Source organism: Parabacteroides sp. MSK.9.14 (assembly GCF_019041495.1).
Taxonomy (GTDB): domain Bacteria; phylum Bacteroidota; class Bacteroidia; order Bacteroidales; family Tannerellaceae; genus Parabacteroides; species Parabacteroides merdae.
Genome location: NZ_JAHPXO010000030.1, coordinates 1 through 16,812, shown reverse-complemented (window position 1 = coordinate 16,812; position 16,812 = coordinate 1). Strand labels below are relative to the sequence as shown.

Sequence of the window (16,812 nt, the reverse complement as noted above, 5' to 3'; positions counted from 1 at the left end):
TTGCGATTTTCGGATTACGATCTACTCACCTGCAATCCCTTATCCGACAAGCTCATTTCGACAAAACGGGCATTGTCATTCTGCGGATCTGCCGTGAGAAGGCGGCGGATCTGCAAAGAGGCTTCCGGGTCTTTGGCTACGATATAAAGATAGCCACCTCCGCCAGCACCAGGAAGTTTATAGCCTAATGCATAATCCTTGATGCGAGAAATGAGCCGTTCCACAGCAGGCGGATTTGTCCCGGCATCAAGTGCCTTATTTTGTTCCCAACTCTTACCGACCAATCGCCCGTATGAAGCGAAATCACCCCTAAGGATTGCCTCGTACATATCCAATGCATGCACTTTCATTTCAGAAAGCAGACGAAGATGGGAACCACTGTTCAAGAACATTCCACGTACGATTTCAGCAAGGATATCCTTCGCCGTACGGGTAATTCCCGTGTAGTAAAGCAGGTGGCAGACACGATACTCCGGTTCGGTAAAAAGATATTCCGGAAGCCAGCGCACCGACGGATTCTGGTGGAAACCCTCACCCGTCTGCAACAGTTTCAATCCATGTAACACCCCTCCATACTGATCTTGCCAGCCTCCTCCGGTCGTGAGCAACTGCTCAAGGATCAGCGTCCGGTTACCAATCTCGTTCTTATCCCACGCCAAGCCACAAAAATCCGACAATGCACCCAATACCGTAGCCGCAAGAATCGAACTGGTTCCCAGGCCAGAACCGGCAGGAATCGCAGCCAACAACGTCACTTCCAACCCGCATCCGAATGCTTTCAGTTGCTCTTCCAACGAAACATAGCAGCCTGCTGAGAATTCGGGTATAAACCCGGCCAAAGCCAACGCCGCTTTCGGGATGGAGAAAGGAGAGCCGACCTTGTTGAAATCACGCAGTTCGTCCCAAGTCGAAATGCACTCCATCGCCCCGATATCGATGGAACGAAGAATGATACGAGACTCGCGAGCCGGTTTCACATAGACCTGCAAAGGAGGTTGACCGTTCAACTCGATCGCCACATTTACGACATTACCACCGGCATACATGCAGTAGGGAGGTGTATCCGTCCATCCTCCTGCCAAATCGATACGCACGGGACTGCGCCCCCAAACAATCTGATCGCGATAGACATTAAGACGAGGCATCTGTTTCTCATCAGCAATCGTACTGATCCAACCTTCACGCAACAGCGAGAATGCCTGCTGCTGTTCCACCATGCCCCGTTCATCTCCTGAAAGTTGCAGCACACGAGCACGAAACATATGGTCATGCACACGTTTCATCAGCGGAGCATCCGCTGGTAAACCCTTAGGCAACATAATTCCTCCGGCAACAAATTCGGAGGCAGCATCCGCCAGATCCAACTGATAGAAAATACTTTTGTCATGATTGGCAGCAAGCATCGACCAGTTTTTCTTCCTGAACGCTTCGCGCTGGGCAAACAGGCGGCGGAGATTTGCACAATCAGAAAGCCTGTTTGCAGACATCTTTTCAGCTACTTCCCACACCTTGCGTCCTTCATCCAGATAAGGTTCAGATACCATCCAACGTAACACAGCCCCCAACTCGTCCATACTCCGGCAGACAGGGAATAAGGCCGCATTCTGTATGTCGGCACAGGCCGGCAAATTGATACCCCGCTCCGCAGACCATTCCACTATGGAACGCCCCATAAAGAGAGTAGATTCATTCGCCGTATTTCCTTTGAAAGTATCATTGAAACCATACGGGCGTGCCACCCATCCTTCATCACCGACAGGCACGACATCAATGCACACACCGGAAGGAACGTGTAACTCCCAATCGTTCACCGGAACACCCGTAATCACATGCCGATCGGCAAGCGTCCATCGTTTCCCGACAAAACTGTTTTCGACCCACAGTTCTGAATTATCAGAGGTCAGCGAACAAAAAACTTCGGCATTCTGAACAAACATGGCAGGATGTGGTTTCACCTTACGCTGCATGATCGCCCGCTGATCGCGCACAAGATTCTGCACCGACAGCGTCGAGGAAATCAACTCCCGGCTTGTACCATAATGATAAAACTCACCACCCGGCAAAGGTAAGATAGCGACAGTCAACGCATTCAGTTCTTCGTCAGTTATACGTGGATGCCTCCCAAGAGCAAGACCAAACTCAGAATACAGATCATATTCCTTCATCTGTTTTCCATCCGATTCGTAGGAATGCTTCATCAGGAGTTCCACCGCCCGGTCACTGAGCAGCCAGACACCTATATCCATCAGGAAGAGATGCGTCCCCGCCAGCCGTCCCAACTCATCGAGAGTGGGCTTTTGAAGCATGAAATCGAGCTGGTCAGGAGATTTGCGGTCCGACACGAAGACCCCGTGGCGAGTGGCGAGTGCAGGATCCACCCACAAACCATAACAGACAACATCAGCCTCAGGAATCTCTTGCAACGGCTCGCTGTTACGCAGATAAACATCGCCACTGGCAATCAGCGTATGCAGCGAATCCGGCGCCTTGCGCATGATCTCCTCATACAACGGAAGTTGAAGCGAAAGGAGATTCTGAGATAATTTCTGTCCCCTCGCCCACCGGAACACCGGAATCGGTGTCAATATCTTGCCCGAAGGTGCATACCCGGGCAAACGCCGGCTCTGCCCTCCGGCATGCAATAAAATCCGCTTTTCACGCGCCAGCCATTCTCCTGTCGACAACGTTCCAGCAGTATCGTCATCCCGGCGGCAAGCCTCAAGTAACCAAGTTGTTCCTCCACCCGATCCCAGACGGGCACCTATAGGATCGGACGTACAAAACCAGTCTGCCGGATCGGCATTAGCTATCTCGTGAAAACTGCCAACCAAGTTAGGCGGCAGCGACAATAATTTCTTCATATCCTACTATTCTTTCCGGCAAATGTACTCCTTTCCCCTTTCACTGCGTAAAATTTAATTTAATTTTTACTTTCAGAGGCTGTTTCGTTTAAATTATTATATCCACCTTTGTAGAGGGAATGCACTCTTATAATCACACGACAATAAAAAAAGTTGGTAAATACTAATCCCCTCCTTCATTTCTATTTCTGAAGTATCTTTAGTTATTCATTTAATATTCAGATAGTATGATATACGGTTATGTAAGAGTCAGTACGGATAAACAAAGTACTGAAAATCAACGCTTCGAGATTGAAAACTATTCAAAAGCGAAAGGTTTCCGTATCGAACGTTGGGTAGACGAAACAATCAGCGGAACAACAAGTGTATCGGATCGCCAACTTGGCAGATTATTAAAACAAATTCGTAAAGGAGACACGCTTGTAACAACAGAACTATCAAGGCTTGGACGTAATTTGATGCAAGTCATGAGCTTCCTTCACCAATGTATGGAACGGGATATTATCGTCCTTACAGTCAAAGAACGCTATGAATTAGGGAATAATATCAATAGTAAAATTCTGGCCTTCGCTTTTAGCCTAAGTGCAGAAATCGAACGCAATCTGATTTCACAACGTACCCGTGAAGCACTTGCGCGTAAAAAAGCGGAAGGCACGAAACTCGGTCGTCCGAAAGGCAAAAAGACCATGCAGGTCAGGTTGTCCGGAAAAGAAAATGTCATCAAGAAAATGATCAATGAGAAATGCTCGATGAACGAAATCGCCGAAAAATTCGGAGTAAACCGCCAAACTCTGCGTGATTTCCTGCGGAACACATTCCCGGACTGGAGGAAATATAGATATATTAAGTAATCGGACCTTCATGGCCTTAATTGTCTGAATGTTAATCTATGTAACCTTAATAAATTGTTTTTGAGGTAATTTATTATCAGTCAATACGGCATGCCCGACGGGGCAAGATGATCCGCATACTAAATAATCCAATACCTCTGCACGCTGGTGGTACAGCGTGCGGCAGGTTTTGTATGCTTTATTCTTTCCTCCGATAAAGTGAATATTTCCCTTTTCACCCAATTACGAGTTGCACATTTCCTTTCTAGCTCCCTTTATTTCAAAATCTTTATTGAATATTATACTACAAATTAGAGAATAAAAAATAATTGTTTTACCTTTGACAGATACGTCGAATCTTATAAACAAGCAGTAGGGGGAAGACACATGTTGCCTTGAAATTGAAGAAACGATGGGTTTTGAAACGTAAAAGAGCCGGAATGTATGGGGAATTCCTACACTTCCGGCTCTGATATTTTAGAACTTTTGTCCTATTCCTCTCGAACCAGACAAAACAACCTATTACTAATCTAAAAATCTAATACCATGAAAAAACACACTACGCTTATATAACCGGAGCATGTGGCAAAAAGTTCACTACGATCCAATAATTGACAAAGAAATCCGTTCCGGTTGTTTAATTCCCGAATAGCCGTTATATTTGTACCTTGGTTTGAAATAAAAATACAGACATTATAAAACATATAAATATATGCATAACTGGTTTGAATGCAAAGTCTCCTTCGAGAAGATCATGGAGAATGGAGCACAAAAGAAAGTGACGGAACCCTATTTGGTCGACGCCCTGTCGTTCACGGAAGCGGAAGCCCGCATCATCGAAGAAATCCGCCCCTTCGTATCCGGGGAATTTACTGTAACAGACATCAAACGCGCCCGTTTGTCAGAATTGTTCTTCAACGAAAATGGCGACCGTTTCTATAAGATCAAGGTTTACTTCATCACCCTCGATGAAAAAAGCGGAGCCGAAAAGAAAACAGCTGCACAGATGCTGGCACAGGCGTCTAACCTGAAAGATGCCATCGCCGTATTGGAAGACGGAATGAAGGGAACGCTTGCCGACTATACCATCGCCTCCGTTACAGAAACCCAACTGATGGATGTCTTTCCTTTTGACGCCAACAGTGTCCCTGCGGAAAAGAAATCAGAGGAAGAACTGATTGCCGAACAGAAAAAACAGGCGGAAACAAGAGAAGCATGAACATCACTGAAAATATAACAAGACTGAAAGCATCGCTGCCGGCAGATGTCACGTTGGTAGCGGTCTCCAAGTTCCATCCCGTCGAGGCATTGCAGGAAGCCTACAATGCGGGACAACGTGTATTTGGTGAAAGCAGGGCCCAAGAATTGACAGCTAAACAAAAAGTATTGCCCAGTGACATCGAATGGCATTTTATCGGCCCATTGCAAAGCAACAAGGTAAAAGACATTGCCCCGTTCATCCACACGATACACAGTATCGACTCGTTAAAACTTTTGCAGGAAGTCAACAAGCAAGCGGCTAAACATGATCGTATCATCCGTGTCCTGTTGGAGATACATATCGCGCAAGAAGAAGCCAAGCACGGCTTCAGTCCTGACGAATGCCGTGAACTGCTATACAATCTGTTGCCCGAAGCCCTTCCCTACATCCGGATATGCGGACTGATGGGGATGGCGACCAACACCGACGACACATCTCTGATCAAAAATGAGTTTCATAATATCCATGAATTTTTCACTGAACTGAAAAACTCGGTATTCAAGGGTGACGAATATTTTTGCGAATTATCAATGGGAATGAGCCACGACTATCCGATCGCCATCCGCGAAGGTAGTACGATGATACGCATAGGAACCAGCATTTTCGGAGAACGGGAATATTGAGTTTTAACCATTTTAAAGAGCAAGAACAGATAAGGTAGAAAATAATTCTCTATTTTTGTAATCGTTGAACATAATTGAATCTGACATGATTGACATTAAAACACAATATGCGGGACTGACACTCCGTAACCCGCTTATCGTCGGAAGTTCCGGTTTGACAAACAACGCGGAACGAAACAAGGAATTTGAAAAAGCCGGTGCAGGTGCGATCGTACTGAAATCACTCTTCGAAGAGCAGATTGAAATGCAAAGCGATATACTGATGCAGGATTCGGACTATCCCGAAGCAGCCGATTACATACGCGGTTATGTAAAGGCGAATCAGATAAACGATTATCTGGAACTGATCCAGAAGACGAAAGAATTATGCACCATTCCGGTTATCGCAAGTATCAACTGCTATAAATCGGATGCATGGATCGAATTTGCCCGCCAGATCGAATTAGCAGGTGCTGATGCCTTGGAACTAAACGTGTTCTTCTTGGAAACAGACCTCACATACAACAGTGAAAACATGCGTGACTTGTATGTCAGCATTATCCGTAAAGTGAAAGAAACTGTTTCGATCCCTGTCATGATCAAGATGAGCAAAATGGTCGGTAATATTCCAGCTGTAGCCCATACGCTGACAGTTAACGGGGCGGACGGAATCGTCCTCTTCAACCGTTTTTACCAACCGGATATCGACATCAACAATATGCAAATTGTCTCAGGTAACGTTTTCAGTAACCATTCCGACCTGAGTGACACGCTTCGCTGGACAGCAATCGTTTCAGGTAAGATACCCGGAATCAGCATCGCTTCCTCTACCGGAGTGCACGATTGGGAAGATGTCATCAAATGCTTGCTTGCAGGAGCCGACGCCATACAGATGTGTAGCGCCGTCTATACACATGGGGCAGAAATTATCTCACAGGTGCTTACCTGTATTGAAGAATGGATGCACCAAGCGCATTATCAGTCGCTTGACCAGTTCAAAGGCAAACTAAACTATGCCAACATCTCCAATCCTGCGATGTATGAACGCTCGCAGTTCATGAAATATTTCTCCAACAGAGATTAAACAAACAAGACTCTGTCTCATCCGGCAAAAAATTATTTCAAAAGGATGCATGCTTTCAGACAATAGCATGCATCCTTTTATTCCATAAAAATACTCTCTTTTTATCACCAGATAAAATATTTTCTACTAAACATTATTTATATTGAAAATATTATATATCTTTGTCCCCATCAACAACATATAAGAATATGGAATCAATTTGTGCAATAAAAGATATATACAAAGCTTTATACCAGTTCGAGAAAACCTTTGCGGAGGTACACGATATTACGATCAATGAGGCCATGTTACTCTGCTGCCTGAAAGACGGAGAAACGAAATCCGCAGGTATGATCTGCGAATATATAGGTCTGTCCAACTCACGCGTTTCAAAAGTGATCACAGCCGTAGAGAATAAAGGTTATATCCGCCGCAACATCAACAAAAACGACAAACGGCAGATGTGCTTCTCCCTCACTCCTGGCGGAAAAGAAAAAATACAGCAGATGATGAATGCAGAACTGTGTTTTGACGGATTGTTTGAGAAACTGAAAACTTGTATGGAAAAAGGTTGAACCTTTTTTATCCAAATATTTTCTATTAACAAATATATATAATACAAATAATATTTTTACAACATGAACTACCTGATTATAGGAGGAGTAGCCGGAGGAGCTACCGTTGCAGCACGTCTGCGCAGAATGGATGAAAAAGCCAATATCATCTTGTTCGAACGAGGAAAATATGTATCGTATGCAAACTGTGGCCTACCTTATTATATCGGTGACACGATCAACAACCGAGAAAAGCTGTTCGTACAGACAGCAAAAGGTTTCACAGACCGTTTCCGGATTGACATTCGCACGGAACAGGAGGTAACCGCTATCCGTCCGGATAAAAAAGAAGTGGAAATCAAGAACCTATCCACAGGCGAGACATACACCGAAACATACGACAAACTGGTACTTTCACCGGGAGCCGAACCGCTCCGGCCTGGTATTGAAGGGATTGGAAGCAAGAAGATATTCACGCTCCGCAATGTGCCGGACACCGATACGATCAAGAATTATGTCAATACTGAAAACCCGAAACGTGCTATTGTTGTGGGTGGAGGCTTTATCGGACTGGAAATGGCGGAAAATCTGCACGACTTAGGTATACAGGTCGACGTGGTAGAAATGGCCAACCAAGTGATGGCTCCGTTGGACTTCTCGATGGCAGCAATCGTGCACCGGCAACTGACCGATAAGGGAGTCGGACTGCACTTAGAAGATGGTGTCAGCCGCTTTGAAGAAAAAGACGGTGGTGTGACCGTACACCTCCGCAGCGGCAAACAGATCGCTACCGACATGGTTTTGCTGAGCATCGGGGTACGCCCGGAAACCAAACTGGCAAAAGATGCGGGACTCGCCATCGGAGAACGGGGCGGCATCGCCGTAAACGATTATATGCAAACTTCCGATGCCGATATATATGCCCTCGGCGACGCAGTCGAAGTACGCCATCTCGTAACCGGACAGCCGGCCCTTATTCCGCTGGCAGGGCCGGCAAACAAGCAGGGACGCATCGTGGCAGACAATATCGTATTCGGCAACAAAAAGAAATATCCGGGATCAATCGGAACTTCCATTGCGAAAGTATTCGACCTGACAGTTGCCGCAGCCGGTGCGAATGCAAAGTTATTACAACAGAACAATATACCCTATATCTCTTCCTACACACATGGGGCCTCTCATGCCGGATATTATCCGGGAGCCGTTCCCCTGTCCATCAAAATATTGTTCGCTCCGGAAAACGGGAAATTGTTAGGCGCCCAGATTGTCGGCTTCAACGGTGTAGACAAACGTATCGAGATGCTGGCACAAGTGATACAGCGAGGCGGTACAGTCCACGACCTGGCGGAATTGGAACATGCCTATGCACCTCCCTATTCGTCAGCTAAAGATCCCGTGAATATGGCCGGATTCGTTGCAGAAAATATTTTGAATAAAAAGTCCCGGATCATCCAATGGCGCGAGCTCGCAGAACTTCCGGCCGATACGATTCGAATCGATGTCCGTACACACGACGAATATAAATTAGGCACGATTCCCGGATTTATAAACATACCGGTAGATGAATTGCGAGAACATTTAGACGAACTGCCAAAGGAGAAACCGATCGTCGTAACCTGTGCAGTCGGACTGCGTGGTTACCTGGCCTATCGCATCTTGGTACAAAATGGCTTCAAGCATGTGCGCAACCTATCCGGAGGATACAAAACATGGAGCGTAGCGACCGCACCGATAAAAGAGATCGTTTCCCACAAGCCGGAAATACCGGAAAGCACAAGCTATGGAAACTCCGATTCCCAGATCAATCTGTTGAAAGTAGATGCTTGCGGACTGATGTGTCCCGGACCTGTGATGCAATTGAAAAAGAACTACGAGGCGTTGAAGATCGGCGAACAACTTCAGATAACTGCCACCGACCAGGCTTTCGGCAAGGATGTCACTTCCTGGTGCAAGATGACAGGTGCAGAGCTGGTTGCGTTGGAAAACAAAAACGGGGTGGTCGCCGCCACCATCCGCAAACAGGAGAAAACAGCTTCTTGCGAGATTTCTCGGAACAATGCCGACAACAAGACACTGATCGTCTTCAGCGACGACCTGGACAAGGCGTTAGCGTCCTTTGTCATTGCCAATGGAGCGGCTTCGACCGGCAAGAAAGTAACCATGTTTTTTACTTTTTGGGGACTGAATGTGATCAAGAAACAGCATAAACCAACAGTCACCAAAGATATTTTCGGCAAGATGTTCGGCTGGATGCTTCCGACACACAGTGGCAAACTCAAACTGTCTAAAATGAACATGGGAGGCGCCGGTAGCTGGATGATGCGCCTCATCATGAAGCGAAAGCGAATCGACAGCCTGGAAAGCCTGATCCAACAAGCCATAGACAATGGCGTGGAAATGATTGCCTGCACCATGAGCATGGATGTCATGGGCGTGCAAAAAGAAGAACTGATGGACAATGTTACACTGGGCGGCGTGGCTTCTTATCTCGAACGGGCAGAAGAGGCGAATGTAAATCTGTTCATCTGATTTGGTACAATTCCTTATCTATCAAAACACCGATGTTTTGATTGCAAAGCATATATGTTTTAAAATCGAATCACCGGTGTTTTGAAAATAGATGCTTGTCGCTACCAAAAACGGTCGACATCCGTTGTCAAACAGATACCGACCGTTTTTACCACCCTATAGTTTTTTCTATACTTATTTACTTAATCATATCAAATCCCGTATACGGAACCAACGCCTTCGGAATGCGGATGCCTTCGGGAGTCTGGTTGTTTTCGAGCAAGGCTGCGACGATACGCGGCAAAGCCAATGCGCTGCCATTCAACGTATGGCAGAGCTGTGTCTTTTTATTCTCGTCACGATAACGGCATTTCAGACGGTTTGCCTGGTAATTATCGAAGTTAGAAACCGAACTTACTTCCAACCAGCGCTTTTGGGCTTCTGAATAAACTTCAAAATCAAAACAAAGGGCAGCCGTGAAACTCATATCGCCACCACAAAGACGCAAGATACGATACGGAAGTTCCAATTTCTGGAGCAGGCCTTCTACGTGATCCAACATTTCTTGATGAGACTGTTTGGAGTGTTCCGGTTTGTCAATGCGAACCAATTCCACTTTAGAGAACTCATGCAAACGGTTCAGTCCACGCACATCTTTTCCATAAGAGCCGGCTTCACGACGGAAACATTGCGTATAGGCGCAGTTCTTGATCGGCAACTGCTTTTCATCGAGGATAACATCACGGTAGATATTAGTAACCGGGACTTCGGCTGTCGGGATCAGATAAAGATCATCCACTTCGCAATGATACATCTGCCCTTCCTTGTCAGGCAACTGGCCCGTACCATAACCGGAAGCAGCATTCACAACTGTCGGCGGCATGATTTCCGTATAACCGGATTTACGGGCTTCATCCAGGAAGAAGTTAATCAGCGCACGCTGCAACTGCGCACCTTGTCCCTTGTAAACCGGGAAACCGGCACCTGTGATCTTCACTCCCAAGTCAAAATCGATCAGGTCATATTTCTTTGCCAATTCCCAATGGGGCAGTGCGTCTTTCGGCAGTTCCGTTTCCATACCGCCCATCTTTTCAACCTTATTATCGTCAGCTCCCACACCTTCGGGCACTTCGTCGTAAGGAACATTCGGGATTGTATAGAGCAAGTTCTGCATATCTTCGGCCGCCTGATCCATTTCGGCCTGGATAGCCTTGTTGACTTCCTTGATCTCAGCAACACGTTGCTTAGCAATTTCGGCTTCCTCTTTTTTACCTTCTTTCATCAGCATGCCGATGGTTTTCGAAGTCTGGTTCACCTCTGCCAGATTTTTATCTAATTGATTTTGCGCACCACGTCTTTTATCGTTCAATTCGATCACTTTTGCAATGCTTTCCTGTGCACCTTTAAAGTGTTTCTTTTCCAGACCGCGAATCACCCGATCTGTTTCTTCCGTAATTACTTTAAGCGTCAACATACTTTAATGATGTTTTTTTATTTGAGTTGCAAAGATAATCAAGATTTATGATTTATGATTTATCATCGACGCATAAACAGGGCAACCGCATCAAAATTTTCCAAGATAGTGATTAACATGCAAAGTTTTCTGCAAATCATCTATCACTCTATCACTACAGAGGTTGTATCTGTTGATATTCAATCGTTACAGGTAATGATACAGGACATTTTCCTCTATCACTCTTCTATCACTCCTAAAACATGGTATTTTTATCATATAACTGAAAATCAATCTATTGATATCTTTTTTCCTTCAAAAAGCATATAGAACAATTGAACAAACAAATGTAAAAACAGGTACAATAGATATTAAATTGGCGAAATACGGTTCTTCGTTCCACAAAAGCCCTCTCTTTTTTTGGCAGAAACAAGCACATAATTCCGTAAACACCCCCATGTTGCCATTCTTTACATCCGGGTGTAGGGAGCCGGTACATCCGGGTGTAAAAGGGGGCAACAAGGGGATGTCCGGCAACTAAAGTGCCTTGCCGGACAATAAAAACCACCCGGTTTCATCTATTTTATAGTCGTCTTTACATAAAATAATCGAGTGATTCACAGGAAATCACAAATTCTTCACCCGGCCACCGGTAAGCCATGTCCGGACATAGTAAGGTTCACTCAGGCTACTGACGATCACACCGTTCGATGTACTGGTATGGATAAACTTACCATTTTTCAGATAGATCCCGACATGGTTAGGCACTTTCTTCCTTCCTTTGCCCGTCCGGAAAAAGACCAGATCACCTTCCTTCAGGTTGGCACGGCTGACTTTCTTGCAATTATGCTTCAGCATATCAGCCGAAGAACGTGCCAACTGCTTTCCATAGACTTCACGAAACACAATCGCCACAAAACCGGAGCAATCCACTCCTTTCTTTGTCAATCCACCCATCCGATGAGGGACGCCAAGCCATCTGGCTCCTTCATTGTATAAAAATATATTATCGTTCGGAGTCAGGCGGACACCATAGAGACGGGAAAGCTCCTTCGGTCCCTTGAAATCAGAAGGTAAAACTACACATTGTTTTTTACTGCCACACGATGTTAGAGCCAGAAAAAACAACAGTATTCCGATATAAAGTATGATAAAATTCCTACGAGTCATGATGTTGACAAAGATACAAAAAAAGGATATCCGCCAAGCGAATATCCTTTTTCCTATTTTCTATATAAAACCAATACTTATGCTTCTGCTACCACTTTTTTTACAGAAACGAAAGAACGGTTTTCCTTGCCTCTACGGAAAGTTACCACGCCATCAACCAATGCATACAACGTATGATCTTTACCGATACCTACGTTCTCACCCGGATGATGAACTGTTCCTCTCTGACGAACGATGATGTTACCAGCTTTAGCAACTTCACCACCGAAAAGCTTAACACCTAATCTCTTACTTTGTGATTCACGGCCGTTCTTAGAACTACCCACACCTTTCTTATGTGCCATTTCTTCTTTTCTCCTTTAAACGTTAAGCAACAATTTCTTTTACACTCACTTCAGTGAACTGCTGACGGTGACCGTTCAACTTACGATAACCTTTTCTTCTCTTTTTGTGGAAGATCAGCACTTTATCACCTTTCACCAGCGGAGACAGCACTTCACATACTACCTTTGCGCCTTCTACGGTAGGAACACCTACTTTAACTTCACCATTGTTGTCAACTAACAACACTTTTTCAAATTCCACAACAGCACCGCTTTCAGCGTTCTGAATGTGATGAACGAACAACTTCTTTCCTTCTTCAGCCTTGAACTGCTGTCCGTTAATTTCTACGATTACGTACATCTGTCTTTTTTATATTTAAACAGGTTATGTCCCGGAGGTGGATACACTTCTAAGCATCACTTGTTTACCTCCTGCAGAATTCAGAGTGCAAAATTACGGTTTCTTGATATATCATCCAAATCTTTTCGAAACTATTTTCCAAAATGATAGCTTCCCGAACCGATCTCGACTTCCATATATCCTTCCGTTGCCGAAACTCTGCGCACACCCGGCAAGTTACCGACCGTCACATTGTATTTCTTCGGAATCCGGACGATCGCCGACGTATTGCCCGGCAAAGTGATATCCCAGCTAAAGTCGCCTCCCTTCTTAGTCCATGCGCTCTTGATCTCTCCATAGACCGAACCGTACGAGGCGGAAACTTCGTCAAGGCCATCGGGGAAAACAGGTTCCATCACCAGTTTCTTGAAACCGACTGCATCGGGAGCGCATTTGATGCCGGCCAGGTCTTCGTAGTACCAGATCAGCAGGTCACCAAGCAACATCACATGGTTGGCAGAATTCATGGCCGGATCAGCCGTATCGCCGTTCCAAAGTTCCCAGATGGTTGTCGCACCGTTCTTAATCATATATCCCCAACTCGGATAAGTCTCGTTCGTCAGGATCTTATAGGCCATATCGACCCGCCCGTACTCGGTCAGTCCGCGCATCAGATGCTGGATTCCCAAGACTCCGGTACTTACATGTCCGTTAAAATCCTCCTCTGTCTTTTTCACAATATTACTGAAAACTTTCCCTTCATATCCTTCCGGCACAAGTCCGAGACGCAATGAGAGAATGTTGGCCGTAACCGTATTATTGCCATACTCCGCCGTTTCCTTATTAAAGAATTTGGCATTATAAGCCGCCTTTATTTTAGCGGCCAAGGATTCGTAGCCGGAGATATCGGCATCCTGTCCGCAGATACGGGCGAAACCGATCATCTTGTTCAGCAAATCATAATAGACAGTCGTGCTGAGAATAGCGCCGTCCGTCTTGCGGGCAGGATCCTTGGAATGGATCAGTTCTTGCGATTCGGGAGGCATGCACCAGTCGCCATACTGGTCTTTCGTCATGATATAGTCCTTCATGGTCGCCTCTTCCATATGCGCCATCCAGCGTTTCATGGCCGGATAATGGGCACGGATCGCGCTGTCGTCGCCGAACTGGCGGTACAGCATATCCGCCACATAGAAGAAGGCGGACGGCCAGGTCACATCATCGGCATAGATCGTCCAGTAATTCGGGGAGACATCCGAGATGCTTCCTTCCGGGCTCATGGAGTCCTCGATATCCTGCAACCATTTGTTATACAGCTGGGCATTATTGAAAATAAAGGCTTCGCCGTAAGCGCCCGTCGCACGGTCGCCCAACCAGCCGAGACGTTCGTCACGTTGCGGGCAGTCGGTCGGCATCCCGCGATAATTACTACGGATTCCCCAATAAGAGTTCTTATGGATCTGGTTGACCAGCGGGTTGGATGTTTCAAAACGCCCGGTTGTCGCCATCTCGTCATAAATGACATGTCCGGTAAACGCGGACAGTTCCGGTTTATAATCGAGTCCCGAAACTTCCACAAAACGGAAACCATGATAAACGAAACGGGGTTGCCAACTAAAATCACCGTCTTCAGCCGGAGTATAAATGTCGGTCACCTGCGCAGTACGCAGATTAGCCAGATAGAGCGAGCCGTCTTTCTGCAACAATTCGGCAAACTTCATCGATATGGGTTTGCCCTTCTTTCCTTTCAGGTTAACAGAGAGCCAACCGACCATGTTCTGCCCCATGTCCAGGATATACTTTCCATCGGGACGATCAAAAACGGCTACCGGCTTCAACGTTTCCTGTACGCGGATATTCGGGTTCTGCTGTGCTGTCAGTTTGCCCGCAGGAGCCTCCATCACATCGGGAGTTTTCCATGCGCCGTCGTCGAAACCGTTCGTGTTCCAACCTTCCATCTCGAGGCGGGCATCATATTCTTCGCCATCAAACTCGTTATTTGCGACGATCGGTCCTTTCGAGGTGATTTTCCAAGACGTATCACTGACGACCGTCGCTTGCGACCCGTCTGCATATTCGATCCGAAGTTGCGCAAGCAAACGAGGCAAGCCGAATGTTTTCATTCCCGGATTACGCATAGAGAAGAAACGGCCGTTCCCCAAAATCACTCCCAATGTATTCTTGTCGGAAGCCATCAAAGCTGTCACATCATATACATTATAATATATACGTTTATAATACAGGGACGGCATCGGGGCAAACACGTCCTCGCTGACTTTCTTTCCGTTCAGGTAAGCCTCATACGAGCCAAGGCCGGAAATATACAAGACGGCTCTTTCCACCGCCCTATCCGTCGTAAACTCTTTACGCAGATATCGGGCGGCCAAGCGTGTTTTATTGTTTCCACCGGCCACACCTACCTCCTCACCCGGATTGGAGAGGGAATCTTCGCCGATCCAGGTCGCTTTCCATTCCGAATCATCGAGCAAGGCCATTGACCAGCTACCGGCATCGCTCCAGGGAGTATCCCCCTGGTTGGTCGTCAATTTCACACGCCAATAGTAAGGTTTTCCCGATTCCAGGGCTTTCCCGGCATACGGAACCAGTACCGACTCGTCCGAACGGACCACACCCGAATCCCACAAAAGCCCGTCACCGGATTCCAATTGTTCAGGAGAAGCAGCCACCTGTATCTGATAGGCCGTCTGTTTCAAGTCCGGTTTGCCGGAAGCAATCTGCCAGGAAAAGCGGGGTTGCGTCACATTGATTCCCAATGGATTTTCTTTCATCTCCAACCGGAGGTTCTTCACTTCGACGGTCGAATCGGACGAACATCCCGCCCATCCTAAGACCAAAGCGACCAAAAGCAATAAAGCTGTCTTTTTCATATCGTTGCGATTTAATCTGTTAATAGCATGACTTTGTTTTCAAAGGAAACGATTTCTTCACAGACACCATTTCTAAAAATGATTTTATATCTTATGATTTTGATAAAAACACTACAAGCCACTCCCAACAACATCTAAAGAGAAACTATGATTACATGATGGTTATTTTGCAAAATCTTTATAGAGATGATTTTACACTTGATGGGTTTTCGGTGTGATTTCCCTGTATTGCATCAGTATCTTTCAATACTTTTCCCTAAAACTTCCCTCAGGCTTATATCTACAAGAGTTTCATAAACCTCTAATTTCTTTCTGTCCAAATAAATTTTAGCCAAACAGAAATACCTAATGAGTGAGACCAGATTCTTCTATTCTGAAAAAACTCTTACCATAGTTCTTGGAGAACTGAGTACAATTAGGAGAGGGTAAAAGAGATTATTATATTGTTGGTTCAATAGAAAATCAGAGAGAAAAACTGATCTTGCTAAAATTGCGATCAAATATCACATTTCTTTAATAAGGATTTGGTTCTTCGTCAATTTAGAGGTAACGCCCAACAATCAAAGTTCAATATATGAAGAGGTTTAAATGAATTTTGAAAACAGAAAATGACATGTTTCTTCATGTAGCCGAATAGCAGAATATAAGTAAATTAAGGATTCCTAAATTGATAAAGAACCAAAAACTGTTATATAAATTGCCCGTTGAGGTGGCAAGAACTGATTTTCTGCAAAACCAAAATCTTGATTGTTTATTTACTGTTAAATATATTAATCTTAATAATATTTATTTTTATGTTCATGTTTTTTGTTTAACTTTACAGCCGATATAAGATACTATAACAAGGAAAGATCATCTTGTATTGAAATATTTAGATGTGTTTTTGATAAATATTTATTTATAACCTCAAATCCGCAACTACGCGCCTAATATGATACAGAAGCGAAAAGAATCTGCAT

12 protein-coding genes are annotated in these 16,812 nt (G+C 45.4%); 6 read left to right on the top strand and 6 right to left on the bottom strand.

Annotated features, from left to right (window positions below):
* Window positions 1-14 precede the first annotated feature (14 nt).
* Window positions 15-2,861, bottom strand: a complete 2,847-nt coding sequence (locus tag KTG12_RS15280) for a bifunctional fucokinase/fucose-1-phosphate guanylyltransferase (protein ID WP_138272962.1) — start codon at window positions 2,859-2,861, stop codon at window positions 15-17.
* 227 nt (window positions 2,862-3,088) lie between these two features.
* Between KTG12_RS15280 and KTG12_RS15275 the strand changes: the two genes are divergently transcribed.
* The 6 genes from KTG12_RS15275 to KTG12_RS15250 all read left to right on the top strand — a co-directional run bounded on the left by KTG12_RS15275 (window position 3,089) and on the right by KTG12_RS15250 (window position 9,700).
* Entirely contained in the window at window positions 3,089-3,712 is a 624-nt protein-coding gene (locus tag KTG12_RS15275) for a master DNA invertase Mpi family serine-type recombinase (protein ID WP_005647849.1), read from the top strand.
* Window positions 3,713-4,403: 691 nt separating this feature from the next.
* Complete coding sequence (locus KTG12_RS15270; protein ID WP_005647850.1) at window positions 4,404-4,910, top strand: DUF4494 domain-containing protein; 507 nt, start codon at window positions 4,404-4,406, stop codon at window positions 4,908-4,910.
* Complete coding sequence (locus KTG12_RS15265) at window positions 4,907-5,575, top strand: YggS family pyridoxal phosphate-dependent enzyme (protein WP_155143894.1); 669 nt, start codon at window positions 4,907-4,909, stop codon at window positions 5,573-5,575. Before KTG12_RS15270 ends, KTG12_RS15265 begins: the two co-directional genes overlap by 4 nt.
* Window positions 5,576-5,660: 85 nt before the next feature.
* Window positions 5,661-6,638, top strand: a complete 978-nt coding sequence (locus KTG12_RS15260) for a dihydroorotate dehydrogenase-like protein (protein ID WP_005641059.1) — start codon at window positions 5,661-5,663, stop codon at window positions 6,636-6,638.
* Window positions 6,639-6,826: 188 nt separating this feature from the next.
* Window positions 6,827-7,192: a MarR family winged helix-turn-helix transcriptional regulator gene (locus tag KTG12_RS15255; RefSeq protein ID WP_005641062.1), complete on the top strand. Its 366-nt coding sequence runs from the start codon at window positions 6,827-6,829 to the stop codon at window positions 7,190-7,192.
* A 63-nt stretch (window positions 7,193-7,255) separates the two neighbouring features.
* Window positions 7,256-9,700: an FAD-dependent oxidoreductase gene (locus tag KTG12_RS15250; RefSeq protein ID WP_005641064.1), complete on the top strand. Its 2,445-nt coding sequence runs from the start codon at window positions 7,256-7,258 to the stop codon at window positions 9,698-9,700.
* A 178-nt stretch (window positions 9,701-9,878) separates the two neighbouring features.
* Here KTG12_RS15250 and serS read toward each other — a convergent pair whose 3' ends face one another.
* The 5 genes from serS to KTG12_RS15225 all read right to left on the bottom strand — a co-directional run bounded on the left by serS (window position 9,879) and on the right by KTG12_RS15225 (window position 15,853).
* Complete coding sequence (gene serS, locus KTG12_RS15245) at window positions 9,879-11,153, bottom strand: serine--tRNA ligase (RefSeq protein ID WP_005641068.1); 1,275 nt, start codon at window positions 11,151-11,153, stop codon at window positions 9,879-9,881.
* A gap of 606 nt (window positions 11,154-11,759) precedes the next feature.
* On the bottom strand, window positions 11,760-12,302 hold the full coding sequence (locus KTG12_RS15240) for a C40 family peptidase (RefSeq protein ID WP_005641070.1): 543 nt from the start codon (window positions 12,300-12,302) through the stop codon (window positions 11,760-11,762).
* A 77-nt stretch (window positions 12,303-12,379) separates the two neighbouring features.
* Window positions 12,380-12,646, bottom strand: a complete 267-nt coding sequence (rpmA, locus tag KTG12_RS15235) for a 50S ribosomal protein L27 (RefSeq protein ID WP_005641071.1) — start codon at window positions 12,644-12,646, stop codon at window positions 12,380-12,382.
* A gap of 22 nt (window positions 12,647-12,668) precedes the next feature.
* Window positions 12,669-12,986, bottom strand: a complete 318-nt coding sequence (gene rplU / locus KTG12_RS15230) for a 50S ribosomal protein L21 (protein WP_005641072.1) — start codon at window positions 12,984-12,986, stop codon at window positions 12,669-12,671.
* A gap of 131 nt (window positions 12,987-13,117) precedes the next feature.
* Window positions 13,118-15,853 (bottom strand): alpha-L-rhamnosidase, encoded by a 2,736-nt coding sequence (locus KTG12_RS15225; RefSeq protein ID WP_055284787.1) that lies wholly within the window; start codon window positions 15,851-15,853, stop codon window positions 13,118-13,120.
* Window positions 15,854-16,812 lie beyond the last annotated feature (959 nt).